General features: G+C 59.5%; 22 protein-coding genes and 1 tRNA gene. 8 read left to right on the top strand and 15 right to left on the bottom strand.

Translation table 11 applies throughout. From position 1 onward, the window contains the following. Window position 1: 1 nt before the first annotated feature. Window positions 2-898, bottom strand: coding sequence for a LysR family transcriptional regulator (locus AC2FJ6_RS11760; RefSeq protein WP_170773854.1), 897 nt, complete (start codon window positions 896-898; stop codon window positions 2-4). Between the two features lie 77 nt (window positions 899-975). Between AC2FJ6_RS11760 and AC2FJ6_RS11755 the strand changes: the two genes are divergently transcribed. The 5 genes from AC2FJ6_RS11755 (at window position 976) to AC2FJ6_RS11735 (ending at window position 8,153) form a co-directional block, all read left to right on the top strand. Beyond that, on the top strand, window positions 976-4,188 hold the full coding sequence (locus AC2FJ6_RS11755; protein WP_170773856.1) for a reductive dehalogenase: 3,213 nt from the start codon (window positions 976-978) through the stop codon (window positions 4,186-4,188). Window positions 4,189-4,317: 129 nt separating this feature from the next. Beyond that, entirely contained in the window at window positions 4,318-5,184 is an 867-nt protein-coding gene (locus AC2FJ6_RS11750; protein ID WP_170773858.1) for an FAD binding domain-containing protein, read from the top strand. Then, complete coding sequence (locus AC2FJ6_RS11745) at window positions 5,181-5,660, top strand: (2Fe-2S)-binding protein (protein ID WP_170353362.1); 480 nt, start codon at window positions 5,181-5,183, stop codon at window positions 5,658-5,660. Before AC2FJ6_RS11750 ends, AC2FJ6_RS11745 begins: the two co-directional genes overlap by 4 nt. Continuing rightward, window positions 5,660-7,915: a xanthine dehydrogenase family protein molybdopterin-binding subunit gene (locus AC2FJ6_RS11740; RefSeq protein WP_170773860.1), complete on the top strand. Its 2,256-nt coding sequence runs from the start codon at window positions 5,660-5,662 to the stop codon at window positions 7,913-7,915. Before AC2FJ6_RS11745 ends, AC2FJ6_RS11740 begins: the two co-directional genes overlap by 1 nt. Next, window positions 7,908-8,153 carry a MoaD/ThiS family protein gene (locus AC2FJ6_RS11735; RefSeq protein WP_170353360.1) on the top strand — a complete coding sequence of 82 codons (246 nt, stop codon included), beginning with the start codon at window positions 7,908-7,910 and terminating at the stop codon, window positions 8,151-8,153. Before AC2FJ6_RS11740 ends, AC2FJ6_RS11735 begins: the two co-directional genes overlap by 8 nt. Here AC2FJ6_RS11735 and AC2FJ6_RS11730 read toward each other — a convergent pair. After that, complete coding sequence (locus AC2FJ6_RS11730) at window positions 8,150-8,854, bottom strand: lysophospholipid acyltransferase family protein (RefSeq protein ID WP_170773862.1); 705 nt, start codon at window positions 8,852-8,854, stop codon at window positions 8,150-8,152. The two genes, AC2FJ6_RS11735 and AC2FJ6_RS11730, sit on opposite strands and share 4 nt — an antisense overlap. 143 nt (window positions 8,855-8,997) lie before the next feature. Here AC2FJ6_RS11730 and AC2FJ6_RS11725 point away from each other — a divergent pair. Together AC2FJ6_RS11725 and lptF are read left to right on the top strand one after the other, a co-directional pair. Further along, window positions 8,998-9,073: transfer RNA gene (locus tag AC2FJ6_RS11725), tRNA-Trp, on the top strand. A gap of 118 nt (window positions 9,074-9,191) precedes the next feature. After that, window positions 9,192-10,331 (top strand): LPS export ABC transporter permease LptF, encoded by a 1,140-nt coding sequence (gene lptF, locus AC2FJ6_RS11720; RefSeq protein ID WP_170773864.1) that lies wholly within the window; start codon window positions 9,192-9,194, stop codon window positions 10,329-10,331. On the opposite strand, the gene AC2FJ6_RS11715 is transcribed toward lptF, so the two are convergent. Then, window positions 10,328-11,155, bottom strand: a complete 828-nt coding sequence (locus AC2FJ6_RS11715; RefSeq protein ID WP_496669110.1) for a LysR family transcriptional regulator — start codon at window positions 11,153-11,155, stop codon at window positions 10,328-10,330. The two genes, lptF and AC2FJ6_RS11715, sit on opposite strands and share 4 nt — an antisense overlap. A 102-nt stretch (window positions 11,156-11,257) precedes the next feature. On the opposite strand from AC2FJ6_RS11715, the gene AC2FJ6_RS11710 reads away from it, so the two are divergent. Beyond that, complete coding sequence (locus AC2FJ6_RS11710; protein WP_170773868.1) at window positions 11,258-11,848, top strand: HD domain-containing protein; 591 nt, start codon at window positions 11,258-11,260, stop codon at window positions 11,846-11,848. Here the strand turns inward: AC2FJ6_RS11710 and speB are convergent. From speB to AC2FJ6_RS11650, 12 genes are all read right to left on the bottom strand, one after another. After that, window positions 11,845-12,687 carry an agmatinase gene (speB, locus tag AC2FJ6_RS11705; RefSeq protein WP_170773870.1) on the bottom strand — a complete coding sequence of 281 codons (843 nt, stop codon included), beginning with the start codon at window positions 12,685-12,687 and terminating at the stop codon, window positions 11,845-11,847. The genes AC2FJ6_RS11710 and speB overlap by 4 nt on opposite strands. Next, on the bottom strand, window positions 12,684-13,853 hold the full coding sequence (gene nspC, locus AC2FJ6_RS11700) for a carboxynorspermidine decarboxylase (protein ID WP_170773872.1): 1,170 nt from the start codon (window positions 13,851-13,853) through the stop codon (window positions 12,684-12,686). Before nspC ends, speB begins: the two co-directional genes overlap by 4 nt. Before the next feature lie 118 nt (window positions 13,854-13,971). Beyond that, window positions 13,972-15,183 carry a saccharopine dehydrogenase family protein gene (locus AC2FJ6_RS11695; protein WP_496669108.1) on the bottom strand — a complete coding sequence of 404 codons (1,212 nt, stop codon included), beginning with the start codon at window positions 15,181-15,183 and terminating at the stop codon, window positions 13,972-13,974. A 14-nt stretch (window positions 15,184-15,197) separates the two neighbouring features. Beyond that, window positions 15,198-17,087 (bottom strand): biosynthetic arginine decarboxylase, encoded by a 1,890-nt coding sequence (gene speA, locus AC2FJ6_RS11690; protein WP_170773876.1) that lies wholly within the window; start codon window positions 17,085-17,087, stop codon window positions 15,198-15,200. 99 nt (window positions 17,088-17,186) lie between these two features. Beyond that, a complete protein-coding gene (locus tag AC2FJ6_RS11685) occupies window positions 17,187-18,269 on the bottom strand; it encodes a DUF1513 domain-containing protein (protein WP_170773878.1) in 1,083 nt (360 codons plus the stop codon). Between the two features lie 2 nt (window positions 18,270-18,271). Continuing rightward, window positions 18,272-19,282, bottom strand: coding sequence for an imelysin family protein (locus tag AC2FJ6_RS11680; protein ID WP_170773880.1), 1,011 nt, complete (start codon window positions 19,280-19,282; stop codon window positions 18,272-18,274). After that, the gene (locus AC2FJ6_RS11675; RefSeq protein ID WP_170773882.1) at window positions 19,282-20,811 is read right to left on the bottom strand and encodes a di-heme oxidoreductase family protein; all 1,530 of its coding nucleotides are present in this window, start codon (window positions 20,809-20,811) and stop codon (window positions 19,282-19,284) included. The genes AC2FJ6_RS11680 and AC2FJ6_RS11675 overlap by 1 nt, the downstream gene beginning before the upstream one ends. Continuing rightward, window positions 20,783-21,268, bottom strand: a complete 486-nt coding sequence (gene bfr, locus AC2FJ6_RS11670; RefSeq protein WP_170773884.1) for a bacterioferritin — start codon at window positions 21,266-21,268, stop codon at window positions 20,783-20,785. Before bfr ends, AC2FJ6_RS11675 begins: the two co-directional genes overlap by 29 nt. Beyond that, on the bottom strand, window positions 21,216-21,509 hold the full coding sequence (locus AC2FJ6_RS11665) for a (2Fe-2S)-binding protein (protein ID WP_170773887.1): 294 nt from the start codon (window positions 21,507-21,509) through the stop codon (window positions 21,216-21,218). The genes bfr and AC2FJ6_RS11665 overlap by 53 nt, the downstream gene beginning before the upstream one ends. A gap of 130 nt (window positions 21,510-21,639) precedes the next feature. Beyond that, the gene (locus AC2FJ6_RS11660; protein WP_496669106.1) at window positions 21,640-22,911 is read right to left on the bottom strand and encodes an imelysin family protein; all 1,272 of its coding nucleotides are present in this window, start codon (window positions 22,909-22,911) and stop codon (window positions 21,640-21,642) included. Window positions 22,912-23,398: 487 nt separating this feature from the next. Then, window positions 23,399-23,854 (bottom strand): acyl-CoA thioesterase, encoded by a 456-nt coding sequence (locus AC2FJ6_RS11655; protein ID WP_170786875.1) that lies wholly within the window; start codon window positions 23,852-23,854, stop codon window positions 23,399-23,401. A gap of 123 nt (window positions 23,855-23,977) precedes the next feature. After that, a complete protein-coding gene (locus AC2FJ6_RS11650; protein WP_496669104.1) occupies window positions 23,978-24,559 on the bottom strand; it encodes an antibiotic biosynthesis monooxygenase in 582 nt (193 codons plus the stop codon). Window positions 24,560-24,691: the final 132 nt, after the last annotated feature.

Raw genomic sequence — 24,691 nt, 5'->3', positions numbered from 1 at the left:
TTCATAGTGTGGCGGCAATCCGTTCGATCCGGTCGCGCAGCCAGCGATGGGCCGGGTCATTCGCCGATCTCTGGTGCCAGACCATGTAGATCGAGACCTCCTCACACGTGAAAGGCAACGGCGCGCAATCCAGCGCCGCCAACGGCCCGCGTTTCATCAGGGCGGTGTCGGTCGAGATCAGGTCGCTGCCTTTCACAAAAGACGGGATGGCGTTGAAATGGGGCAGGGTGACGGTGGGCGGTCTGATCTGGTTTTGATCCACGCCGCGCATCACCGCGCGCGAGCTTCGACCATCGGCGAACCGCACCTCGACATGTTCGGTGCTGCAATAGACGTCCCAACTGTCCGGCGGTTTGCGCTGTGCGGCGTCATAGAAGATCATCAGCGGGCTGCTGAGGATGCGTTTCTGAAAGATATCCGGCCCGTCGGGCGGCAGCGGCGTCAACATCAACTGGCATCGGTCGCTGCGTAGTAGGTCGGGGTCCGGCACACCCGAAGGGATGAACCCTAGATGCAGGCCAATGCTTTCAGATCGCGCGGTCCGTAGCAAAGTGGGAAAGATCAACTCGCGCGGCATGTCGTTGGTGGCGATCTGAATCTGCATCTGTTCGGCTTGCGGATCAAAGGGGCGGTCTTCGGTCAGGGCGCGCATCCCGTCCAGAACACGCTGAACCGGGTCTTTCAGCGCCAGGGCGCGCTCGGTCGGGGTCAGGCCCTGGCCCGAACGTACGAATAGCGGATCGCCCAGAACCTGCCGCAGCTTAGCCAGCGTATGGCTGATGGCCGATTGCGTGACACCTAACCGGTCGGCCGCCTTCGAGACCGAGCTTTCCTCGAGAATGGTCAGAAAGACACGCAAGACCTTGCCGTCCAGATCGGTAAAATCAATATTACTCATACTGTCTATGATTATTCATGAATGGTTTTGCGGTCCATGGCGGATTAGGGAAAGCTGAACCCAACAGGAGGCGCAGGATGACAATCCGCTTTTTCTCGGACAAGAACAGGCCCGTTCACATGGGCGGCTATCCGTCAGAGCGGCTGGCGCGGCAAGCGGAGATGCCTGATTTGTCGGCGGTGCCGCCGATGCAGTCGCTCAGCTTTCATCGCCCCGAGCGCCCGGAAAGCATCGTCAACGCGATGGGGGAGTTTCAGGCGATGCTGGACACGATCCGCGATGGGTTCGTGAATCCTGTGGTCTCCGAGGCGCCTTCTGACTTGACCGATCGTGCCAACCATCTAAAAGCGTTCGGCTATTTCAATGATGCCTCAATGATGGGTTGTGGGCCTCTGCTGCGCGAGGCATTGCTGACCGAACCCCGCCGCAACCCCGATATTGACCGTCTGGCCCATGCGCTGAAGACACGGCAGACCAAGACGCTGGCCTCAGGCATCGACCTGATCATGGCCGATCTCAAAGAAAGCATGGAAGCCAAACCGCGCCCCATGGACACCCATCGCCACGCGATTGTCTTTCTGTACGAACACAACCGCGACCCGGACCCCAACGAGCCCGGCGCGGAGTGGATCATGAATGCGCAGGATCACCGCGCCTGTCTGCTAGCGACCGAGAATGCGGTGGTCATCGCCAACTACATCCGCATTCTGGGCTTTGACGCACGGGCGCATACGGTGATGTCCTCCGAGGTTGATCTGGGCAAGTTGGCGGTTGCAGCGGGGCTGTGTTCGGTCGAAGACGGAGAGCTGGTCGCGCCGTGGCTGGGAAAGCGGTTCGGACTGGCTGCGGTCACGACCGAGATGGAGATCGGCTACGATCAACCCTTGCGGCCCATGCCTCAGCAGCCGTGGTTTCGCACTCAGGGCCCTGCATGGTGGCTGGGCGCGGGCTTTGCCAAGAACGCGCTGAACCGCGATCCTTACGCCAAACGGCGCTATGTGGACGGGGCGCATCCGTTTGAGACCCTGAGCCGGGTTGATGCGCCCACCACCTATATTGATGAGGAAAACGTGGCCCGCGTCCCCAAGCGCGCTGACATGTTTGCCCGCGCGCAGTTCGGGGATATGGGCAAGCATCTGCAAGACGGGGCCAAGGGCGGGTATTATGTACGCAAGGCCGCGCCCAGTACCGCGCAACGCCGCGCGCTGGGCGCGTTTGTGCTGTTGCAGGATGGGGAAAGCGCGGACACTCCGCCACCCACCGATGCCGCACGCAATGCCGCGAATATCAAGGCGGCCACGTATTTTCTGGGGGTCGATGCGGTGGGCCTCAGCCGGTGCCCGGACTGGGCGTGGTACTCGCACGATGCAACGGGCGAGGAGATCACACCTCCCCACGACCAGGCCATCAGCATGATCATCGACCAGGGTTATGAGACGATGGAGGGTGCCAGCGGTGACGACTGGATCAGCGTGGCGCAGTCGATGCGCGCCTATCTGCGGTTCTCGCTTCTGGGTGGAGTGATCGCGCAGCAGATCCGTAACCTCGGCTACAAAGCCCGCGCGCATACGGTGATGGATGGCGAGGTGCTGCAGCCGCCACTGCTGTTGCTGTCTGGGCTGGGCGAGGTCAGTCGCATCGGAGAGGTGATCCTGAACCCCTATCTGGGCCCGCGTCTGAAATCCGGCGCAGTGACGACCGATATGCCGATGGCGCATGACAAGCCGATCGATTTCGGTCTGCAAACCTTCTGCGAAAGCTGCAACAAATGCGCGCGCGAATGCCCCTCGGGTGCGATCACGGCCGGGCCGAAACTGATGTTCAACGGCTATGAGATCTGGAAGTCTGACAGCCAAAAATGCGCCACCTACCGGGTGACCACGCCGGGTGGGGCGATGTGCGGGCGGTGTATGAAGACCTGCCCTTGGAACCTTGAGGGCATCTTCAAGGAACGCCCCTTCCGCTGGGCCGCGATGAATATTCCCAAGGCCGCTCCCGCGTTGGCGCGGTTGGATGATGCCGTGGGCAATGGCGGGCTGAACGACGTCAAGAAATGGTGGTGGGATCTGGAGCTGCAACCGGACGGCGCCTATCGCCCGACCGACCACCCGCTGAACCGGCGCGATCTGCAAACCGACCTAGACCTGAAATACGAAGATCAGACTCTGGCCGTCTACCCCGCCTATCTGGCCCCGCATCCCTGGCCCTATCCGTTCGCCATGGACCGCGAGGCTGGGATCGCAGCCTATGAGGCCATGGTCACGGCCGAGGAATACAAGGCGCGCAAGGCGGCGGGCGATCTGTCGGTGATCCACCGCTATACCATCGCGGGCGATGCCCCGGTTATGCGCGTCGCACTGACCAAGGTCGACAAGATGACTGCGGATGTGACCAAGTACGAATTCTCGACGCTGGACGGCTCACCACTGCCCGAATGGACGGCGGGCGCGCATCTGGACGTGCTGGTCGCGCCGGAATTCCTGCGGCAATACTCTATGTCTGGCGACCCGTCCGACCGCGCCACCTATCAGATCGGTGTATTGCGCGAGGATGAGGGACGCGGTGGCTCAGCTCTGCTGCACCGCATTTTCAACGAGGGGCGGAAAGTTTTCATCTCGAAACCCATCAACCATTTCGAACTGGACGAGGGCGCAACGAAGACCTTCTTGATGGGCGGCGGGATCGGCATCACTCCGATGATCGCTTTTGCCCACCGTCTGCATGCCTTGGGCAAACCGTTCGAGCTTCACTATTCCGCCAGTACCCGTGCCGGGGCCGGGTATCTGAAGGATCTGGCAGCGATGCCTTGGGCGGATCACGTGCACTATCATTTCTCGGACGAAGGCACACGGGCCGATTTGGATGTAATCCTGCAGGGGTATCAGGATGGATGGCATGTCTATACCTGCGGTCCTGATCGCTTTATGGACGGAGTTATGCAAGCAGCTGAACGTCAGGGATATCCCGACGAGGCGCGGCATCTGGAGTATTTCTCGGTTCCGGAACAGCCGGACTATGAGAATCACGCCTTCACCCTACGGCTGGCAAAATCGGGCCGCGATCTGACTGTACCCGCCGACAAAGACGCCGCGCAGGTGATGAACGAGGCTGGCATTCACGTCGATGTGAAATGCGCCGATGGCATCTGTGGAGTTTGTAAATGCGGCGTGATTTCGGGTGAGGTCGAACACCGCGATTTCGTTTTGTCCAAAAAACAACGTGAGAGCGCTATCATCCTATGTCAAAGCCGGGCGGCACAGCCGGATGGTGTGATCGAGATCGACCTCTGAGCCAAGGTTGGGAAACGAAATTCTGAAACGCAAAAATTGGTCGCTCTGGCCATGGACGTTACGGCACGGCTGCACTAACGTCCCCAGCGAACCCTAGTGAATCCTGATCAACAGGTGCGAGGTATTTTCATGGATTATCACAGCCCCGCCAGTTTTGCCGAGGCGTCGGCTCTGGCTGCAAACGCAACGGGGGTCACCCGCTTTTTGGCCGGAGGCACGGACGTTCTGGTGCAGTTGCGCTCGGAACTGGTCACGCCCGATACGCTGATCGACATCAAAAAGATCGACGGCGTCAGCGATATAACCCGCAACGCGGACGGCAGTTGGACACTGGGTGTTGCTGCCACAGGTGCCGAGATGAGCGAGCACCCTGAGCTGGGCAGCGACTGGCCTGGCGTGGTCGAAGCGATGGACCTGATCGGATCGACCCAGGTTCAGGGTCGCGCAACGCTGACCGGAAACCTGTGCAATGGCTCTCCGGCGGCGGATTCGGTGCCTGCGATGGTTGCCGCTGGTGTGACCGTTACGGTCACTGGCCCCGATGGCAACCGCGAGGTGGCCGTTGAAGACATTCCCACCGGACCCGGAAAGACATCGCTGGCCAAGGGTGAGGTGATCTCGGCTGTGAAAATCCCCGCACGCGGAGACAACGCTGGCGACGCCTATCTGCGGTTCATCCCGCGCACTGAGATGGACATCGCCGTTGTTGGCGTGGGTGTCAGCCTGCGTCTGGACGGTGATACCGTGACTGAGGCCCGCGTCTCGCTGGGCGCGGTTGCGCCGACTGTCCTGCTGGTTGAAGACTGTGCCAAGGCCATCATCGGCAGCACTCTGGACGATGCTGCGCTGGACGCGCTGGCGGCTGCGGCATCGGCTGCCTGTAACCCAATCGACGACAAACGCGGCACGATCGCATTCCGCACCGAGGTCTCTGGCGTTCTGGCCAAGCGCGCCGCGAAAATCGCCTATGCCCGCGCGAAGGGAGAGAAAGCATGAGCAAGCTCCACGTAACGACCACCGTGAACGGCGATGAGGTCGATTTTCTGTGCGACCCGCGCGAAACCCTGCTGGACTGCCTGCGCGACAAGCTGAACCTGACCGGCGCTAAAGAGGGCTGCGGCACCGGCGATTGCGGTGCCTGTTCGGTCACTGTGGATGGCCGTCTGGTCTGTTCCTGCCTGATGCTGGGCGCTGAGGCCGAGGGTAAGACCATCGAAACCGTCGAAGGTATCGCGGATGGTGACGTGCTGCACCCTCTGCAACAGAAATTCATCGAACATGCCGCCCTGCAATGCGGCATCTGCACGCCGGGCATTCTGGTGGCGGCCAAATCGCTGCTGGAGAAAAACCCCAACCCGACCGAGGAAGAAACCCGGTACTGGCTGGCAGGCAACCTGTGCCGCTGCACCGGCTATGACAAGATCATTCGCGCCGTCATGGAAACGGCAGAAGAATTGCGGGAGGCTTCGTAATGGCTCTGGACGATCGTAAAACGGAATTCACTTTTGTTGGCACCCGTCCGAACCGCCCTGACGGCTTGGACAAGGTGACGGGCCGCGCCAAATTCGGCGCGGATATGTCTGCACCCGGCATGCTGCATGGTGCGATCCTGCGCTCGCCCCACGCCCATGCCCGGATCGTGAAAATCGACACATCGAAGGCCGAGGCGCTGAAAGACGTCAAAGCCGTCGTGACACGCGCTGATTTCGCCGACGTGCCGTTCAAACCCGGTTTGGCGGGCGAATTCTGGAACGTGCTGGAAAACGTCATGGCCGGTGAGAAAGCTCTCTATGATGGTCATGCGGTGGCTGCTGTGGCGGCGACCTCGGCACTGGCCGCGCGGGATGCGCTGAAGCTGATTGAGGTTGAGTACGAGGTATTGCCTCATGTGACCGACGTAGACAAAGCGATGGCCCCGGATGCGCCGGTCATCCGCGAAGGTGCGGCAGATTATTCCGTGCCCGAAGGGATGCACCCCAACGTCGTGCGGTATCACGAAAGCGGTCATGGCGATGTCGACGCAGGCTTTGCCGAGGCCGATCTGGTCCTCGAAGACAGCTTTGTCACCGAGGCGACCCATCAGGGCTATATCGAGCCACACGCCTGTCTTGGCCTGCTGGGCAATGACGGCAAAGGTGAACTTTGGTGCACCACCCAAGGCCATTGGATTGCGCAAAAGACATGTGCGGCATTGCTGGGCATCGAAACCTCGCAGCTGCGCGTTACCGCGTCCGAGATTGGCGGCGGCTTTGGCGGCAAGACCACGGTCTTCATCGAACCGGTCGCGCTGGCGCTGAGCCGCAAGGCGAACCGCCCGGTCAAGCTGGTCATGACCCGATCCGAAGTGTTCCGCGCGACGGGGCCGACGGCCTCGGCTTCGATGGATATCAAGATCGGCATGAAGAAGGACGGCACGATCACCGCCGCGCGTGGTGAGTTCCGTCTGCAAGGCGGCGCGTTCCCCGGTGCGCCGGGCGACATGACCGCCATGTGTGCCTTTGCGGCCTATAACCTGACCAACGTCAAACAGATCGGCTATGACGTGATGGCCAACCGTCCCAAGCAAGCCGCTTATCGCGCGCCCGGCGCGCCGATGGGCGCGTTTGCGGTCGAGTCGGTCATTGATGAGATGTGCAACAAGCTGGGCCTCGACCCCATTGAAGTGCGCCTGAAGAACGCTGCGCATGAGGGCACCAAGGCCAGCTATGGCCCGCGCTATGAACGCATCGGTCTGGTGGAAACGCTCGAGGCCGCCAAGGCGCATCCGCATTATTCGGCGCCGTTGAAGCCGGGGCAGGGACGCGGCGTCTCCTGCGGCTTCTGGTTCAACCACGGGGGTGAAACGTCGGTAACCCTGGCATTGTCCGAAGACGGATCAGCCCAGTTGATGGTGGGCACGCCCGACATTGGCGGCTCGCGCGCGTCGATGGCACTGATGGCGGCTGAGGTGCTGGGCATTCCATATGAGAACATCCGTGTCACCGTCGCAGACACCGCAACGCTGGGGTATAATGACGTCAGCCACGGTAGCCGGGTAACCTATGCTTCGGGTCTGGCGACGATCAAGGCGGCGCGCCATGCTGTCGAAAAACTGTGCGAACGTGCAGCGGCCAAATGGGATATCCCGGTTGAAGCCGTGAAGTGGGAAAACGGTTGCGCCGTGCCTTCGGGCCCGAACGCGGGCGACTTTGACCCGATGCCGCTGGCAGATATCACTGCCAAAATGGGACGCACCGGGGGTCCGATCTCGGGCCATTTTGAGGCGACGCCCGAAGGCGCAGGCGTGTCCTTTGGCACCCACATTGTTGACGCCGAGGTCGACCCGGAAACCGGCAAGACCACGATCACCCGCTATACGGTCATTCAGGACGCTGGTAAGGCGATCCATCCGACCTATGTCGAGGGCCAGTTCCAGGGCGGTGCCGCGCAAGGTATCGGCTGGGCGCTGAATGAGGAATATATCTATGGCGAGGATGGACGGTTGCAGAACTCGATCTTCCTTGACTATCGCATTCCGGTCGCCAGCGACCTGCCCATGATCGACACGGTGATCGTCGAAGTGCCCAACCCCGGCCACCCCTTCGGTGTGCGCGGCGTGGGTGAGACGGGCATCGTGCCGCCCTTGGCCGCCATCGCCAATGCTGTGTCCAACGCAGCTGGCGTGCGGATGAAGCAACTGCCGATGTCCCCGCCGCGCATTCTGGCGGCGCTCAAGGACAATGGTTGAGGTCCACCTCTGGTCCGGCCTCCGGTCTTTGACCGGGGGTCAGCAGGTGGTGGAGGTCGAGGCCAAAACCACCGGCGATCTGCTACGGGAACTGGTCAGGACGCATCCGCAACTGGAAGGCCCAATTGAGGCGGGCGTGTCCATCGCCATCGACGGACGCGTCATCGCAACCGGTTTGACGGAACCGATCCCCGAAGGCAGTGAAGTTTACCTAATGCAGCGTCTGCGCGGCGGTTAGGACGGCGACCAAGGCTCGCGGCCAACCATGCGGTCGGCCTCGGCCGTGATGTCATTCATATGTTGCTCAAGGCTGAGGCGCAGATCTTCTATCTGCTCGTCAGACGCTTTGCGCGGCACGGTTTCCGTCCATTCTCGGCACAGAAACACGCCCTTGTTGCGCCAGGGGCGCGGCATCAGCAACCGGTCCCATGTGCCTGCCTCGCGACCATGTTCCGCGGAAAAAGTAATCCCGAACACCCGCTTGCCTGAGGTCCTCGCCCAGACTAAAGGCACCGTGGACAACACCCTTTCCGGCCCGCGTGGACCGTCTGCGGCGATGCCGATGGAAATGCCTTGCTTCATTTTGCCGATCACTTCGCGCGACACGGCAATGTTATTCGATTTCTTGCTGGTCATGGCGATCGTGTCCATGCCGAACAGCTTTTGCACGCGACCAACCATGCTGCCGGCTCGAGCAGACGAGGTGATGGAGCAGATGGGCCCCTTGTCCAGCGGGTAGAAATAGGGCGATTGCGCCAGCCTTTGGTGCCACAGCACCACAATGACCGGTTCGCCCTGCTCGGCCAACTGGTCCAGTTCCTCATAGCCAATACGCTGCCATTCGGTGTTGCGATTGACCAGCCGGATATACCACGCAATGCGCCGCGCAGCCCAGTTCAACAGGGCTTCACTATCAGCGATCTTCTTGCGGATACTCACGAGCGGGGTCCTTCTGCCAAGCAAATTGTGTCTTATAGAACTCAACGCCATGCGCAACTTGTTTGTCGCATGGGTTTAGAGCGGCGGAATCTGAAAAAGCCTCTTGAGTCCGCCGCGCGGCTGGCATATCTGATGCCCACCTTAGGGGTATAGCTCAGTTGGTAGAGCGACGGTCTCCAAAACCGTAGGTCGCGGGTTCGAACCCTGCTGCCCCTGCCATTTCCCAATATCGCTGACATCCACGCGCCAATTTGGGCCATTCCTTTGCATTCCGGTTTCCTCGGGCCAGCGATTGGCATAATGTCCGGCGAAACACCCAAGGACCGGATGAGGATACATGTCGCGTTTCGATGGATATTTCCTGCGGCAATTGCTGATTCTGTTCGGCTTTTTCACGCTGGTTCTGGTGGGGGTCTTCTGGATCACCCGTTCGGTCAGCCTGTTTGATCGTGTGATCAGCGGCGGTCAATCGGCGATGGTGTTTCTGGAATTCACCGCGCTGACCCTGCCGACCCTGATTCGAACGGTGATGCCCATGGCTGTGTTTGCCGCCGCCGTTTATGCCACCAACCGCCTGAGCCGCGAAAGCGAGCTGACGGTTATGTTGGCGACGGGCTCCAGCCCATGGCGTCTGGCGCGGGCAGTATTTCTGTTCGGGCTAGTAACAGGTTTGATGATGGCCGCGATCAGCGTGTTTCTGCGCCCGGCCTCGGTCGAGCAGCTTGAACAACGACAGGCCGAGGTCGCAAGCGATGTCACCGCGCAGCTTCTGAACGAGGGTGAGTTTCTACATCCTGCCAGCGGCGTAACGGTTTATATCGGACGGATTGACCTGGATGGTACACTGTACGAAGTCTTCGTCTCGGACCGCCGGGATCGGGCCAGTACAGTCACCTATTCCAGTAAAACCGCTTATCTGGTCAACAATGGCAGCGGCATTCATCTGGTTATGGTGGACGGGGTGGCGTTGCGCTTGGATCAGCAGGGCAGGACCTTATCATCGACCCTGTTCGAGGATGCTTCATACGACATATCCGAACTGGCTCATGGCAACGATATGAGCCAACGAAGTCTTGAGGCGATCCCGACCTTTGAATTGTTGGAAAACCGTCAGGCGTTGACCGCAAACGAAGGGTTCAGCGAAGGAGAGCTGGTGGATGAACTGCACCAGCGGTTCTCATGGATTGCCATCTGCGTAGCGGTGGCCATGGCGGGATATGCCACCCTGATGCTGGGCAGCTTTTCCCGTTTCGGTTTGTGGCCGCAGATTTTTGGGGCGTTTACTATTCTCGTTTTGCTGGAAGGTGTTCGGGGGTTCGTGTCGCCTATTGTAATCGACGATCCCGCGCTGTGGGCGGTTCTCTACCTGCCCGCCGTGATCGGCATCCTCATATCCTGCCTGTTCTTGCTGATTGCGGGGCGACCACTTTTGCGGAAAAAGCCACGAGAGAGCGATCTCGCCTGGCCGCAGGCCTAAGCCGTCCGCAATTCCTGCAGGCAATCTAGAACATCGCCAAATGCTGGGCTGTCGCGGCTCGTGACCAGATAGAGCGGCAACATCAGGTCATAGGCATTTGCAACGGGCGTAACCTGCCCAGAATGAAGGTATTCAGCGATGACATAGCGTGGGAAATACCCTAACCCACCGCGCCGCAGGACATAGCGTAGGGCCATCATGCAATTGCCCAGAAACACCGTCTGGCCCGAAGCCCGATGCGCGGTGGATCGAATGTGATTCTGATAGACCTCCCCCAGTTCCAAATTGACGAAAATCGGGTCAGTTCCGGCATCAGGGGTCTGGACCAGCACCAGTCGCTCGGGTGGCAATTCGTGAAACATGACCCGTCTGTCCGACGGTTTCTCATGGGTCAAGGCCGCGTCAAGAACATGGGTGGCTACCGCATCAACCATATTCAGGTCATGATCATAGTTGAGCGTCAACAGCAGCTGCCCCAGGTCGTCCTCATAGCGGATTGCCAGATCGACCAGCAGCGGGTCCCAGATGCTCAGTTGCGCGCCCAGGCGCAGGGCGACCCGGTTCTGCGACTGCGCGGGCAGATCGCGTGAGGCAAAGGACCAGAGCGACAGCATCTGTTCAGCATAGGGCCGGAACTGCCGCCCGAATTCGGTCAGGCCGGTCCCGCCTGCCCCACGGGTGAACAGGGCTTTGCCGGTTTCATCCTCGATCAGACGAATGCGGGCGCTTACAGCGGTTTGCGTCACGTTCAGCTTGCGGGCGGCAGCGTGGAAGCCTCCGGTCTCGGCGACGCACAGAAAGGTCTCAAGGGCTTTGATTTGCATGTTGAAAGTAATTTTTGATCGAGGTGATAAAATCAATTCATTTTTTCGCTCAGCTGGAGTGGAGTAAGCTTTCGTAAACGGATCGATGAAAGGACCGCTTCCATGCTGGACAAAAGCCACAAACCCACTTGGACCAGTTTTGAAGAGGCGACAAAGGCCGATTGGGATGCCGTGATGGAGTATGAAGAGGCGTACAACGCCGCTTTGCCCGACCGTATTCTGGACGCTATCCGGTCGCTGGACGAGGAGTGGACGCCATACCCGGTCAACCGCTATCAGCATAGTTTGCAGGCCGCGACCCGCGCTTACGAAGATGGGGCTGATGAGGAACTGGTGGTCGCTGCTCTGATCCATGACACCGGCGATATCCTGTCGCCCTACAATCACGGTGAGCTGTCAGCGGCGATGATGAAGCCCTATGTCAGCGAGAAGACCTATTGGATTTTGAAACATCACTGTGTGTTTCAGGGCTACTACTATAACCACCACCTTGGCGGCGATCGCAACGCCCGCGACAAGTACCGCGACAGTCCTTATTGGGAGGACTGCCGCTATTTCTGCCATGAATACGATCAGAAGGCGTTCGACCCGGACTACCCGACCAAACCGTTGGAGTTTTTCGAGCCCATGCTGCGTCGCGTATTGAACAAGGGCGAGGGGCACATGGAATTGAACGAGACTTCCGAAGGTTAACAGGACGCCATCAGCCGATAGACGATCTGCGCGGCGGTGAAATCCCACGCCGCGTTGCCATCGGGGGCCAATTCGACCACGTCGAACCCCACGCATTTGCGGCCTTTAAGGGCATGTTCGACCAACCGCAGGGCTTGGTAGTAACCGAGCCCGCCCGGAACCGGGGTGCCGGTGGCAGGCATCAACGAAGGGTCCAGACCGTCCACGTCAAAGCTGACATAGACCAGCTCGGGGAAATCCTCGGGCAGGTCGACGGCGTGGATATTGCCTGTGACCAGTTCCTCGGCGTCGACGTGGAATACGTGGTTTTTCAGACGGCTTTTGGCCTCTTCGGTGGAAAAGGCGCGGACGCCGAATTGGGCCAGTTTGATGCCCTCTTCGGTCAGCAGATGCATGACTGAGGCGTGCGAGTGTTTCTTACCCTGATAGGCGTTGCGCAGGTCCGCATGGGCGTCGATTTGCACGATCCCGACGGGCTGGTTCAACGCCCGCGCCACGCCCATCACCGCACCATAGCTGAGCGAATGTTCCCCGCCCAGTGTGACCGGCACCTTGCCAGCGCGCACCGCAGCCTCGGTGCGTTGCGCAAGGCGTTCCATCACTTCGGGCAAGGGGCCGTCGCAATCCAGCGGGTCTTCGGTGACGATGCCTTCGACGCAGGGTTCCGCGTGGCCTGTGATGCGTTCCAGTTCATTACTGGCCTCGATGATGGCTTCGGGGCCTTTGGCGGTGCCCGCGCCGTAGGACACGGTGCGCTCCAGCGGTACGGGGATCACGCGGAACCGCGCGTCTTTGGTGCGTTCAGACGCGGTCAGTTCACTATCGAGGAAAATGCTCATGAGAGGCGGTCCTTAAAGTCGTCATAGCCGAACTGTTTGATGATATTCAGCGCATCCGTTTCGCTGTTCCACAGGGCGATGGTCGGCAGGGGCACCCCATTGAACGTGTTGGTTTTGACCATCGAGTAATGCGCCTGATCTAGGAAGGCAAAGCGCTGGCCGATCTCAAGCGGCTGGTTCCACGTGTAGTCGCCGATCACGTCACCAGCCAGACAGGAGGGGCCACCCAGACGGTAGGTATGACCTGCTTCGGCCTCGTCCATCAAGGCGGGGCGATAGGGGGCCTCGATCACGTCGGGCATGTGGCAGGTGGCCGAGATATCGGTGATGGCGAGGTTCATACCATTGGTGGGCAGGTCGAGGATTTCGCCGACCAGAATACCCGCGTCCAGCGCAACGGCCTCGCCGGGTTCGAGGTAGATGGCGACATCGTATTTCGCCCGGATGGATTTGATGCAAGTCACTAGCCCATCCCGGTCATAGTCATCGCGCGTGATGTGGTGACCGCCGCCGAAATTCAGCCATTTGAGCTGGCCGAGGAAGGGTTTGAGCTTCGGCTCAACGGCGGCCCATGTGCGTTGCAACGGCTCGAACCCCTGTTCGCAGAGCGTGTGCATGTGTAGCCCGTCGACTCCGATCAGTGTGTCTTCGGACAATTGGCTGACGGGTGTCCCGAGGCGCGAGCAGGGCGCGCAGGGATCGTATTTGGGTATCTCGCCTTCGGAATGTTCTGGGTTGATGCGCAGGCCGACCTGAACGTTCGCGGCTTGGGCTGCTGCCAGGAAGCGGTCCTTTTGCGCGGGTGAGTTGAAGATGATGTGATCCGACAGCGATAGGATTTCGTCGATATCAGCGTCCTTGTAACCGGCGCAGAAGGTGGCGACCTCGCCGCCATATTCTTCGCGACCCAGTCGTGCTTCGTAGATGCCACTGGCGCAGGTACCGCCGAGGTGGTGACGGATCAGAGGGGCCAGTGAGAACATCGAGAACGCCTTGAGCGCGCTGAGGACATGTGCGCCGGACCGGGTGCCGATCTCGGAGAGGATGGTCAGGTTCCGCTCGACCGCTTTTTCGTCGACCACAAAGCAAGGTGTGGGGACGCGGCTGAGGTCGAAATTGCGGAAGGCGCCGGCGTCTCCGGCTTGGGTCGTCATCATGTCGGACATGTCCGGCGTCTCCGATTGTGGTTAGGCCGGGGGCTCTGCCCGTCGCCATTGGTGCTTGAACCAATGGCGCATCAATGGCGACCCCCGAGGTACTTTTGAACAGAAGAAGTTCTGCGGATTAGAATTCGACGGGACCGTCAAGTTCATGAACTTGCCATGGCAGGCCGTGATTGTTCAGCATATCCATGAAGTCATCGGGGTCGAGTTGTTCCATGTTCCAAACGCCCGGCTCGCGCCAGTTGCCTTTCAGGACCTGTGCCGCGCCGATCATCGCGGGAACGCCGGTGGTGTAGCTGACGGCCTGAGAGCCGACCTCAGCGTAGCATTCCTCATGGTCGCAGATGTTGTAGATATAGTAGGTTTTTTCGCCCGAGCCGTCCTTGGCCTGACCTGTGGCGATGTCGCCGATGCAGGCTTTGCCCTTGGTTTCCGCGCCCAGATCGCCGGGATCGGGCAGCAAGGTTTTCAGGAACTGGATCGGGATTATCTCTTTGCCGTCATGCATCACCGGATCGATGCGGGTCATGCCGACGTTTTCCAGCACTTTGGCGTGCATGATGTAGGCGTCGCCGAAGGTCATCCAAAAGCGGGCGCGTTCGATCTCGGGGAAGTGGGTGCTGAGGCTCTCCAGTTCCTCGTGATACATCAAGTACATGTTCTTGGGACCGATGGCGGGGAAGTCGAACTCGACCTTGTGGGTCATGGCGGGGGAGTGTTGCCACGCGCCGTTTTCCCAGTGACGCACTTCGGCCAGCACTTCGCGCAGGTTGATTTCCGGGTTGAAGTTGGTGGCGAATTCCTGATCGTTGCTGCCGCCATTGGCGTCTAGCACGTCGATCTGACGGATTGTGTCCAGCTTGTGTTTCTTGAGCCATTTGGCGAACACGCTGGTCACGCCCGGATCGAAGCCAGATCCGAGAATGGCGGTCAAGCCGGCCTCTTTGAAGCGCTCCTGATAGGCCCATTGCCAGTGGTATTCGAACTTGGCCTCATCCTCGGGCTCATAATTCGCGGTGTCGATGTAGTGGATACCGGCCTCAAGACACGCATCCATCAACACCAGATCCTGATAGGGCAAGGCGAGGTTCACAAGGATTTCCGCGCCGGTTTCTTTGATCAGCTTGACCGTGTCTTCGACCTTGTAGGCGTCCAGTTCGGCAGTAGCGATATCTACACCAACGCGGTCTTTTACGGCTGCGGCGATGGCGTCGCATTTCGATTTCGTGCGGCTGGCCAGAGTGATCTCGGTGAAGATGTCCGAGTTCATCGCCATCTTGTGCACGGCTGCGTGGGATACGCCGCCGGCGCCGACAACCAGTGTTTTGCCCATGGTCTGTCTCCTTCTTATTCGTAATAGGTGTAGCCGTTGATGGAGTCGCGATAGGCGCTCATCAGGGTTTTTCGGTCCTTGGCCATCAGAGTACCGGTCGAGATCGCCTCGTCCACCATTTTCCGGAAGGCGGCGACGCAGTCTTGCGGGTCGAACTCGACATAGGACAGGACCTGACTGATCGTGTCGCCCTCTTGTTCGTGCAGCAGGTCGAACCCGCCATCGGCGCGCAGATCGATGGTGACGACGTTGGTATCGCCGAACAGGTTGTGCAGATCGCCGAGCGTTTCCTGATAGGCACCGACGAAGAAGACGCCCATGAAGTACTCGCCGTCCTTGGGCAGGGAATGCACAGGCAGGCTGGGTGAGACACCGTCGGCCAGAATGAATCGGTCGATCTTACCGTCGCTGTCGCAGGTGATGTCTGACAAGACGGCGCGGCGGTCGGGGGTTTCGTTCAGCCCTTGGAGCGGCACGATCGGGTGTAGCTGGTCGATCGCCCAGACATCGGGCAGGGATTGGAACAGCGAGAAGTTGCAGTGGTAGATATCGGCCACTTTCTCAAGCTGATCGTCTACATCCGTGTCCAGATCATCGCTTGCGGCCAGCGCCTTGAGGCGGGCCATCAGCGACAGATAGATACGCTCGGCGCGGGCCATCTGGCGCAGGTCGACATAGCCGCGACGGAACAGGGCGCGCAGTTCGTTGCGGTAAAAGGTGGCGTCGTTCCAGCATTCTTGCAGACGATCTTGGCTGAGGTATCCGTGAACGGCAGCAAGGTCCGAAACCAGATGGTTGTCGTCAGGTTCCACATCCGGTGCAGTCGGTGCATCGTAAAGCGTGCTTTCCAGCACGTTGAACACCAGCATCGAGGATGTCGCCACCACCGCACGGCCGCTTTCGGTGACCAGCGTTGGGTGGGCGATTTTGGCCTCATCCATCGCGTAGGCGACGGTCTCGACGACGTTGGCGCAGTATTCCTCGACCGTGTAGTTGATCGAGTTCTCAGCCGCTTTCTTCTCACCGGTATAGTCCACACCCATGCCGCCGCCGAGGTCCAGATGGGTCAGCGGTACGCCCTCGCGGGTAAGTTCAGTGTAATAGCGGCAAGCTTCGCCGACGGCGCGGCGCACATCGTTGACGTCCTGCACCTGCGATCCCAGATGCGAGTGCTGCAGCTTCAGGCAGTGCAGCAGCCCTGCCGCCTTCAGCTTGTCCACCGTGGCGACAAGTTGGTCCGTGTTCATGCCAAAGGCTGATCGGTCGCCCGAGCTTTCTTCCCATTTTCCGCTGATCTGGTTGGTCAGTTTTACCCGCACGCCGATCAGCGGTTCGATGCCTAGCTCGTTATAGACCTCGATCACCGTGTCGGCCTCTTTCGGGCTTTCCAGAACGATGACGGTGTTGAAGCCGATCTTGCGGGAAAGAATGGCCAATTGGATGAATTCGGCATCCTTGACGCCATTGCAGACGATCAGTGCCTCGGGGGCCAGACGATGGGCCAGCGCCACAACCAGTTCGGGCTTGGAGCCCGCTTCCAGCCCATAATTGTATTTCTTCCCGAACTCGACGATCCGGTCGACGACCTGTGCCTGCTGGTTCACCTTGATGGGGAAAACACCACGATAGGCGCCCTTGTAGTTAACGCGGGCGATGGCATCGCGGAAGCTTTCGTTCAGATGCGCAATCTCGTGTTCCAGATACGAGGTTACGCGCAGCACCATCGGGGCCTTGATCCCCCGGTCGTCCAGATCGGACAAGATACCGGGCAGGCTGATTGCGGCGGCTTCGGGGTGTATAGGGTTGCGCAAACCGATCTCGCCCTGCTCTGTCACCTCGATGAGGCCCTTGCCCCATTTTTCAACCCCGTAGATGGAATGCGGTGCGTCGGGCGTCTGTTTCAATCAAGTCAGTCCTTAACGTAGGGTGCCGGTTTAGCGCCCGCCAATACGGCAGCAATTTGATTCGTCCAAGTGTAATCTATGTATCGCGAATTGCCGAATTTAGGCCAAGGTGCGGATTGGGATCAAGTGGTTGTCCCATTGGCATTTGGCGCGCGCCATGATGTGGGCGCTTTCGATGATTTCTCCGACCGCGCCAGTGCCTGTGGTGAAGACAAATCCCTGCTCGGCTGGGCCGATGCCGCAGACATCCGTCAGGGAATAGGCCGCCGTCAAATTGCCGGTTTCGACATCGAATTGATGCAGCGCGTTGCCTCGGGGGCAGGTGATGGCGACGGTTTTGCCATCACTGGCGAAAGCGATGCTGCCCGCGTAACCCTGAAGGGTGCTCTGTTCTGTCTCGGGAGCGGTCAACAGGCGCGGGGCCGTGCCGCGCCGGTGCAGGCCCAGCAGCGGCGGGTGCTGTGTTTTGTCCCCTTGCCATTGCAGCGCAAAGGCCACCAGGCCGTCGGGCCGGACAGCCAGATGGCGGATCGAGTTTCTGTGCAGCGCGCGCGGCAGTTCCATCTGTTCTATAACCGCGCCAGAGTGGTTCAGATATGTCAGGTTGGGGCGCATGACGGGCAGGTTCAGCTTGGTGCGACCTGTTTCGGGGTGGGTTTCGATGCCGCCATTGGCCACAACAAGTGTTTGGCCGTCGGGCATCAGGCGCATGTCATGAGGGCCGATCCCGCCCGAGGGGAACTCACCCAATCGCGCTAAATCTTCTGTATTCCAAACGCCGATCACGCCTTCGCCTGCCTCATAGTCGTTTTCGGTGGTGTAGAGCGTTGCCCCATCTGCCGAAAACACGCCGTGGCCATAGAAATGGCGGTCTTTTGGAGCGTCCAGCCGGGCGGTTTGGGCTCCGGTTGCGCAATCGATCACCAGCGCAAAAGTGCCCGGTCGGCGGGCAAATGCCACCGCCTGCGCGCGCTGAGGGTGCGCGGCTGCCGCGTGACCCCTTGCGGGCAAGGGTAACGTGAACAGGATATCTCCCCCGGCACTCAGCCCCGCCAGCCGGTAAGAGCCATCGGGAAACAGCGCTGCGGCCAAGTAGTCGGGCGCGCCAACTTCCGCCCAACCGCCTATGGGTGTCATGCTGGTGGCGGCAAGCCCGACAAGAAAATGGCGACGGCTGGTCATGGTCAGTCACCGTCCAGTGCGTTGAACCCGGCGCTGATGCCCAGGGTTGGGCCCAGTTCAGTGGCGGCAATCTGGCGGATATCGTTGATCGACTGTTGCAGCGCCTCGATGCGTAAACGGCCTTGCGGGTTGGCCACGCCCGCAAATGCAGGGTCGTCCAAGGCTTGCACGCGGGCAATCGCATTGTCGAACGCGCTGTCCATGTCTGCCGCAATGGCAGGATGATCCGCAGATAGGCGCATGGCCAGATCACGCAGGGTGATCAGCGACAGTTCCACATGGCGCACGGACCGCGCTGACCGGCGCGCCTCGGCCCGCTTTGGACGGGGGCGGTCGAATGTGCCCAGCGGGCGTCCAAGGCGGGTCTCGGACGTGAATTGAAGGCCGGTGGACAGTGCCTTGTATAGCTCTTGCAGGGCTTCGTTTTCAGACCGATAGGGGCTGTTGCCGCCGGAGTGTGTCACGTGTTCGGCAAAGGGCTGCCAGTCCTCGGCGATGGCCTTTGCGTTGCGGTCGATGTCAGTTGTGATCGCGCGGATCAGGGCGCAGCGATAGGGGGCTTGGCCCTGATCAGCAAAGGCGGGATCAAAGAGCATCATCTCCAGCGCGAAAAACCCGCGCCCGGCGATGGAGGTTTCGGCAAAGGCCTTGGGGCTTTCTACAACGGGGTCGCTGGTCGAGATCAAACCGCTCAGGGCCTTGGGCGTGAATCCCTTGGTGTCGGGCCAAAAGGCCAGCGCAAAGGCGCGGTCGTCCCGTTCAGACGGTCCGAACCGAAGGTGACTGACCAAGATCCAATCGTCGAATGCGCCATGGAATGCGGCCCGCAGGTCAGGTGATGCAGGATCGCATCCGGCCTGCGCGGTCGCGGCCAAAGTGGCGGTCGTCTCGGTCAGTCTCGCATAACCGGGCAGAACGTGTGCTTCGACCACGTCCGTCAGAATCGCAGCACTGTCCTGCGCTGTGGCGGGCAGGGGCAAAGCCAAAGCAAGGGCAAGAAACAGCGGGCGCATCAGAGGCTCTCCAGAAAGCGGATCAGGGCGTCTCGGTCAAGCTTGGGCATCGACACAACCGTATCGCGCGCCGCTTGCGCCTCGCCCCCGTGCCACAGGACCGCCTCCAGCAGGGATCGCGCCCGCCCGTCATGCAGGAATTGGGTATGACCCGAAACCTGCTGGGTCAGGCCAATACCCCACAGCGGCGGCGTGCGCCATTCCCGGCCCGTTGCGCGCGCCTCGGGGCGATGATCGGCCAGACCTTCGCCCATGTCGTGCAGCAGCAAGTCGGTATAGGGCCAGATCAGTTGGAAACTGTGTTCAGGCCGGTCCTCCATACGGTGCGTGACGTAGGCAGGGGTGTGGCACAACGCACAGCCGGTCTGGTGGAAGACCTGCTTTCCGCGCAGCACTTGCGGGTCGTCTGCATCTCGACGTTCTGGCACCCCAAGATTGCGGCTGTAGAAGGCCACAAGGTCCATACCCTGCTGATCAATCTCGAACACACGGTCGTCGCCATCGCCATGCGGGGCATTCACGCAGTTCTCCTGCAACTCCGTGCAGTCACCATGGGCCGCAGGGAACAGAGGGCTGGATATCCCGATGTCTCCGGCAAAGGCACCTGCCGATTGCTCCAAGATAGTCGGCATCCCAGCCTTGTAGCCGAACCGCCCCATCATCGGCGCATCGAATTCGGTCGACCACACAATGTTGGGGCGGCCTGAGATGCCGTCCCCATCACCGTCTTCTGGGTCGGCCTTGGCCAGTATATCCCCGACCGGGATCGCTTCGAGCAGACCCAGCCCGATCATCTGCGGTGCCACGCGTGGGCTGAGCATCGCCTGCGGGTGCAGCGGCCCATAGCCCAGATCAGCGGCGGTATAGGTCGGTGCGCGCAACGTGACCGTCTCACCATCCAACAGTTCGACAGGGACGTCCGTGTAGGTGATGTCCAGCCGGTATTCTGCCGGGTGGCCGGGCAGGGCGAGGTCCTGCATCTGACCGCCGTAGTTTGGCTCTGGCTGCGTGGCGACATAGTCCGCGATCTCGGACTGGCCCGCCCCGCCAGGGATTGAGACGCGCAGGAACATCGACACCGCGCTGTCCTGTGGGCCATTCGGCGTATGGCCGCGCCCGTCCTTGATGTGGCACCGCTGGCACGACCGCGCGTTGTAAAGCGGCCCCAACCCGTCCGAGGCCAGTGTCGATGACGGCGACGAAACCCAAATCTTCTTGAACAGCCCGTTGCCGACTTTGAAATACAACTCCTGCTCAAACTCCAGATTGCCCGATGGTTGCGAGAACGCATCCGCATCCGCGCGCAACCGCACGGTGGCCGCCCCTGCGGGCAGGTCCTCGAACCGTTGTGGCACGCTGAAATCCTCAGGCGCGGCGGTGACATCCGCGATCCGGGCGGCCTCGTCTTCGGTTCTGGGCTGGAAGTTGAGGTGCAGGTCCTGCAACTCGGTCGGGAAAGAGGGGGTGGCCGCCAAAGCCGCCACCGCCACGATCGAAAGCTTACTCGCCTTCGTCCATTTTCGATGCATTGAGATGCGCATAATTGGCTTCGCCAATCCTTTCATACAGATCAAGCTGCGTTTCGAGGAAGTCGATGTGACCCTCTTCATCGCTGATCAAGCCTTCAAACAGGGACATGGTCACATAGTCCCCCGCCTCGCGGCAGTATTCGCGGGCCTCCACATACAGGGCGCGCGCGTCGTGTTCGGCTGCCAGATCACATTCCAGAGTTTCCTTGGGTGTCTGCCCGATGCGAAGTGGGTCCAGCTTTTGCAGGTTGGGATGGCCTTCCAGAAAGATGATCCGTTCGATCAGCTTGTCCGCGTGGCCCATCTCCTCGATGCTTTCCTCGCGACTTTTCTTGGCCATGTGACCAAGGCCCCAATCCTCCTGCAAGCGGTAGTGAAGCCAATACTGGCTGACCGCCGTCAGCTCATGCCGCAGGGATTTGTTGAGGTATTCTATGACTTTGGGATCGCCCTTCATGTGCTTTCTCCTGTGATGCTGCGGACCGCAATGTCCGAAGCTGCATGGGGATTTCCAGCTTATCGTTGGACCGCATCGTGTCTAGGAAAAGTGGCATGCATCCGCCACAATCCGCTGATTTTCCAAGGGCATGATAGATCTTGCCGGGGGTGATCACCGCATGGGAATCTGATGCGCGCATCCAGTCGATCGCGGCGCGGATGTCTGCGTCCGAGATGTTGGTGCAATGGCAAACGATCATGGCAGAACGCCTTTAGCTGCTTATTCTGACTATAATAGTCGGTTAATTGCTGAATGTCCTGCGGCAAACCGTCTACCAGCCCTCAAAAACCTGCGAGGCGACTATGAGATGCCGCCTCACAGGTGCGGGATCACTGGAAGACTGCGTTGGGGTTGTCCAAACTGTCCGAGCCTTCAAAATCAATCTGATCCAGCTCCAGCTTGGTGACGATTCGTTCGATGGTCTTGGTCTGATCGATCAGGCCGTTCACGCCGCCCATGATCAAGGCTTCGCCACCTGCATTGCCGCGTTCCAGCATCTGGTCATAGGCGAACCCAGCCTCGGCCGTCGATTTGATCCGGCCTAGCGCTTGCATCGTGTTGGCCAGCTTCACCTTCATCTCGGCATCCAACGCCGGGTCGGTCGCGGTGATAAGGTCGGACAGTGACGCGCCCGAGATCGGAGTACCGTCGATCCGGGTGTAGCTGCCCAGATAGACATTCTGGATGCCCAGACCGTCATAGTAGTGGCTGTTATGGGTGTTGTCCGAGAAGCAATCATGTTCCTCTTCCGGATCATTCAGCATCAGGCCGAGGCGCATCCGCTCACCGGCCTGTTCTCCATATGACAGCGAGCCCATGCCGGTCAGAATTGCGCTGACGCCTGTGGCCTCGTTCTCGGTCAGTGCCAAGCGCGCATCACCGCCTTCAACCCATTGTGCAACCATCCAGTCTAGATCGCTGACCAACAAATCGGTCACAGCGCGCAGATATTCTCCGCGACGGTCACAATTCCCGCCGGTGCAATCGGCGCCGGAGGCATAGTCCGTCCACGGGCGGTTTCCGGCCCCGACACCGTGGCCGTTCAGGTCCTGCCCCCAAAGAAGAAACTCGATTGCATGATAACCGGTGGCTACGTTCGCTTCGATCCCATCAGCCTCGTGCAGGGTTTCGGCCAGCAGTTCGGGGGTGATCTGGCTAGCATCGATGGTTTGGCCCGACAGGGTAAAGTTGGGGTTCGCGATGATGTTCAGCGCGGCGAACTCGTTCTCGTCCGATGGGCCGCCATAAGTGGCATCCACATAGTCGATCAGCCCTTCATCCAACGGCCACGCGTTCACTTTGCCTTCCCACTCGTCGACAATTGGGTTTCCGAACCGGTAGACCTCGGTCTGCTGATAGGGCACGCGCGCGGAAATCCACGCCGCCTTGGCCGCCGCCAACGTCGCGTCCGAAGGGTTCGCGATCAGGGCATGCACCGCCGTCTGTAGCATTTTGGCGGCGATCAGGCTGTCATCGTATTTCGCTTGGGCGATATTGGCGTAGGTGGCGAGGATGTCGGCTTTCGAGGGGGTCTCGGCCGCGGACGCATTGGTTGCAACGCACAGCGCCAGCGCGCTGGCAGCAGCATGGAATCTGGTCATGGGATCAGGTCTTTTTTGTTAATTCAGAGTGGTCGGCGCACCTGATTGGTGCTGGCTGACAAATAACTGAGTGAATTAGTCTCCTTTGTCAACCTGAGTTTTTTAATCAGGTATAAACTCCGCGCAAATACCCAAGACAGATGATGCACAGATACTGGTCGGTCGAACCGAACGCAGCGAGTCTGTGGTCCAAAACTGTTTGGGGAACGAGAAAGCTGAGGAGGGGCTTGAACCCCGTTGCGCGGATCATGACCGAGTTCTGGTACGGTCCGAGAGTTCGCAGGCCGCTACATCCGACATCGTAAACTTATTGGCGACGGTGAGTTTCTGGCGGGCAAACCACCACAAAGCGCCACACCCAACCACACGGGATTTGTCACCCAAACGCTACCCAATCCCCAAAAGCGGACAACTATATTCCGCATTGCGAAATCAAACTTTCAAGGGGTTTTGGGTGATACTGCGCAATGTTTGCAGCGGATCGCTGTCAGCCGCTTCGAGGGATTGTGACTTTATATCCGGTCTTGAATTCATTCGGCATACGTGTCGGACGTCCAGTTGTCAGATTGGTACACACATAGTCTGATCTGGCGCGCAATATCGTTCTGCTGTCACCCAATCGGATCATCTGAAACAGGCGACTGCAACGCAAACGCTCATCATTCACCGAGAGCCAGTTGTACACGACGATCTCATCATCCAAAAAAGCGGAGGACAGATAATCGATCTCGTGGCGCACTGCGGCCATACCGCGATTCAGGTCGAGGCAGGCTTGCTCGGTCAAACCGACATGCCGCGTATGTTCCCAAACGGTAGCATCCATCCATTTCAAATAGACAGCGTTGTTTACGTGGTGGAAGCCGTCCAGATCGCCCGCCGTGACCTTGAACCGTTTCCAGAAGGAGTTTGGATAATCTGCAAGTGAGGAAATGTCTTCGTTCATTGCGCGAAATACACCATTGTGAGTCTAAAATGGAGAACGTGAAGAGGCCTTTGACGAGCCTACTCTGACAACCATAAGGAACGTCCTATTGTCCATTGATCCCTTCAAAGAACGGCAAGACATCTATTTGATTGCCTGAGTTTGGTTGCGAAACAACCACGGCTTTAGCAGCAGAGTTATGATTGGCATTATCAGATATGTCATCGACACAACCTGAATTGTGACGATGCTGAGCGTCTGTGCCCAACGTGGCCAACCAGTCATGAAAGGAACGAGGAAAACCTGAAGCGCAAAGACAAGGGCAAAGATCACAACGATCAATACAACAGCCATTTTATGGCGTGGTGCTGGAACGGCTGCAGGGATCTCGGGCACATCGAACCACACTTCGAGACCGGTCTCGCTTTTGCGATCTGCATCGCCATCGGATATCCCTTCCAGCTTGGCAATCCACTCGGATCGCTCGGGCGAGGTTTCCCAGGCGGCAGCATGTTCGTAATTATCGAAACGATAAATCATGACGTAGCGCCCGCCAGTCTTTTCGGAGGGGCGCAAAATGCTTAAACCTTGTTGCCCCTCGAAATGCGATGCAGCCTCGGCTATGCCTCGGATCCAATCCTCGAATTCGGCCTCGCGCCCCGGTACGACGCGACGTGAAACAGAGATCGTTACGGGGTTGTTGTCCGTGTCTCGGTGATGTGTCATGTGATCAGTCATTGTGAGCCAAGTTTCCTGCTATGAGGCGCGTGAACGACCTTTGATCAGCCGAAACGCAGCGCCTCTGCGGTTTTCCTAAACCAACATCAATCTGTGTAATTGCAAAGTGGACCCTCGCAT

This window comes from Ruegeria sp. CDSA089, from assembly GCF_059612205.1.
The sequence above is the reverse complement of the archived record's forward strand: the minus strand, read 5'-3'. Positions and strand labels throughout refer to the sequence as shown.

Excerpts from the sequence above, each read along its gene's own strand:
- AC2FJ6_RS11695 (WP_496669108.1), bottom strand. The coding sequence starts at position 15,183 with ATGGGCAAAACACTGGTTGTCGGCGCCGGCGGCGTATCCCACGCAGCC.
- speB (WP_170773870.1), bottom strand. The coding sequence starts at position 12,687 with ATGAGCATTTTCCTCGATAGTGAACTGACCGCGTCTGAACGCACCAAA.
- bfr (WP_170773884.1), bottom strand. The coding sequence starts at position 21,268 with ATGAAGGGCGATCCCAAAGTCATAGAATACCTCAACAAATCCCTGCGG.
- AC2FJ6_RS11680 (WP_170773880.1), bottom strand. The coding sequence starts at position 19,282 with ATGCGCCCGCTGTTTCTTGCCCTTGCTTTGGCTTTGCCCCTGCCCGCC.
- AC2FJ6_RS11650 (WP_496669104.1), bottom strand. The coding sequence starts at position 24,559 with ATGACACATCACCGAGACACGGACAACAACCCCGTAACGATCTCTGTT.
- AC2FJ6_RS11710 (WP_170773868.1), top strand. The coding sequence starts at position 11,258 with ATGCTGGACAAAAGCCACAAACCCACTTGGACCAGTTTTGAAGAGGCG.
- AC2FJ6_RS11735 (WP_170353360.1), top strand. The coding sequence starts at position 7,908 with ATGGTTGAGGTCCACCTCTGGTCCGGCCTCCGGTCTTTGACCGGGGGT.
- AC2FJ6_RS11665 (WP_170773887.1), bottom strand. The coding sequence starts at position 21,509 with ATGATCGTTTGCCATTGCACCAACATCTCGGACGCAGACATCCGCGCC.
- AC2FJ6_RS11675 (WP_170773882.1), bottom strand. The coding sequence starts at position 20,811 with ATGCATCGAAAATGGACGAAGGCGAGTAAGCTTTCGATCGTGGCGGTG.
- lptF (WP_170773864.1), top strand. The coding sequence starts at position 9,192 with ATGTCGCGTTTCGATGGATATTTCCTGCGGCAATTGCTGATTCTGTTC.
- AC2FJ6_RS11760 (WP_170773854.1), bottom strand. The coding sequence starts at position 898 with ATGAGTAATATTGATTTTACCGATCTGGACGGCAAGGTCTTGCGTGTC.
- AC2FJ6_RS11740 (WP_170773860.1), top strand. The coding sequence starts at position 5,660 with ATGGCTCTGGACGATCGTAAAACGGAATTCACTTTTGTTGGCACCCGT.
- AC2FJ6_RS11715 (WP_496669110.1), bottom strand. The coding sequence starts at position 11,155 with ATGCAAATCAAAGCCCTTGAGACCTTTCTGTGCGTCGCCGAGACCGGA.
- AC2FJ6_RS11755 (WP_170773856.1), top strand. The coding sequence starts at position 976 with ATGACAATCCGCTTTTTCTCGGACAAGAACAGGCCCGTTCACATGGGC.
- AC2FJ6_RS11655 (WP_170786875.1), bottom strand. The coding sequence starts at position 23,854 with ATGAACGAAGACATTTCCTCACTTGCAGATTATCCAAACTCCTTCTGG.
- AC2FJ6_RS11745 (WP_170353362.1), top strand. The coding sequence starts at position 5,181 with ATGAGCAAGCTCCACGTAACGACCACCGTGAACGGCGATGAGGTCGAT.
- AC2FJ6_RS11685 (WP_170773878.1), bottom strand. The coding sequence starts at position 18,269 with ATGACCAGCCGTCGCCATTTTCTTGTCGGGCTTGCCGCCACCAGCATG.
- AC2FJ6_RS11750 (WP_170773858.1), top strand. The coding sequence starts at position 4,318 with ATGGATTATCACAGCCCCGCCAGTTTTGCCGAGGCGTCGGCTCTGGCT.
- AC2FJ6_RS11660 (WP_496669106.1), bottom strand. The coding sequence starts at position 22,911 with ATGACCAGATTCCATGCTGCTGCCAGCGCGCTGGCGCTGTGCGTTGCA.
- nspC (WP_170773872.1), bottom strand. The coding sequence starts at position 13,853 with ATGTCCGACATGATGACGACCCAAGCCGGAGACGCCGGCGCCTTCCGC.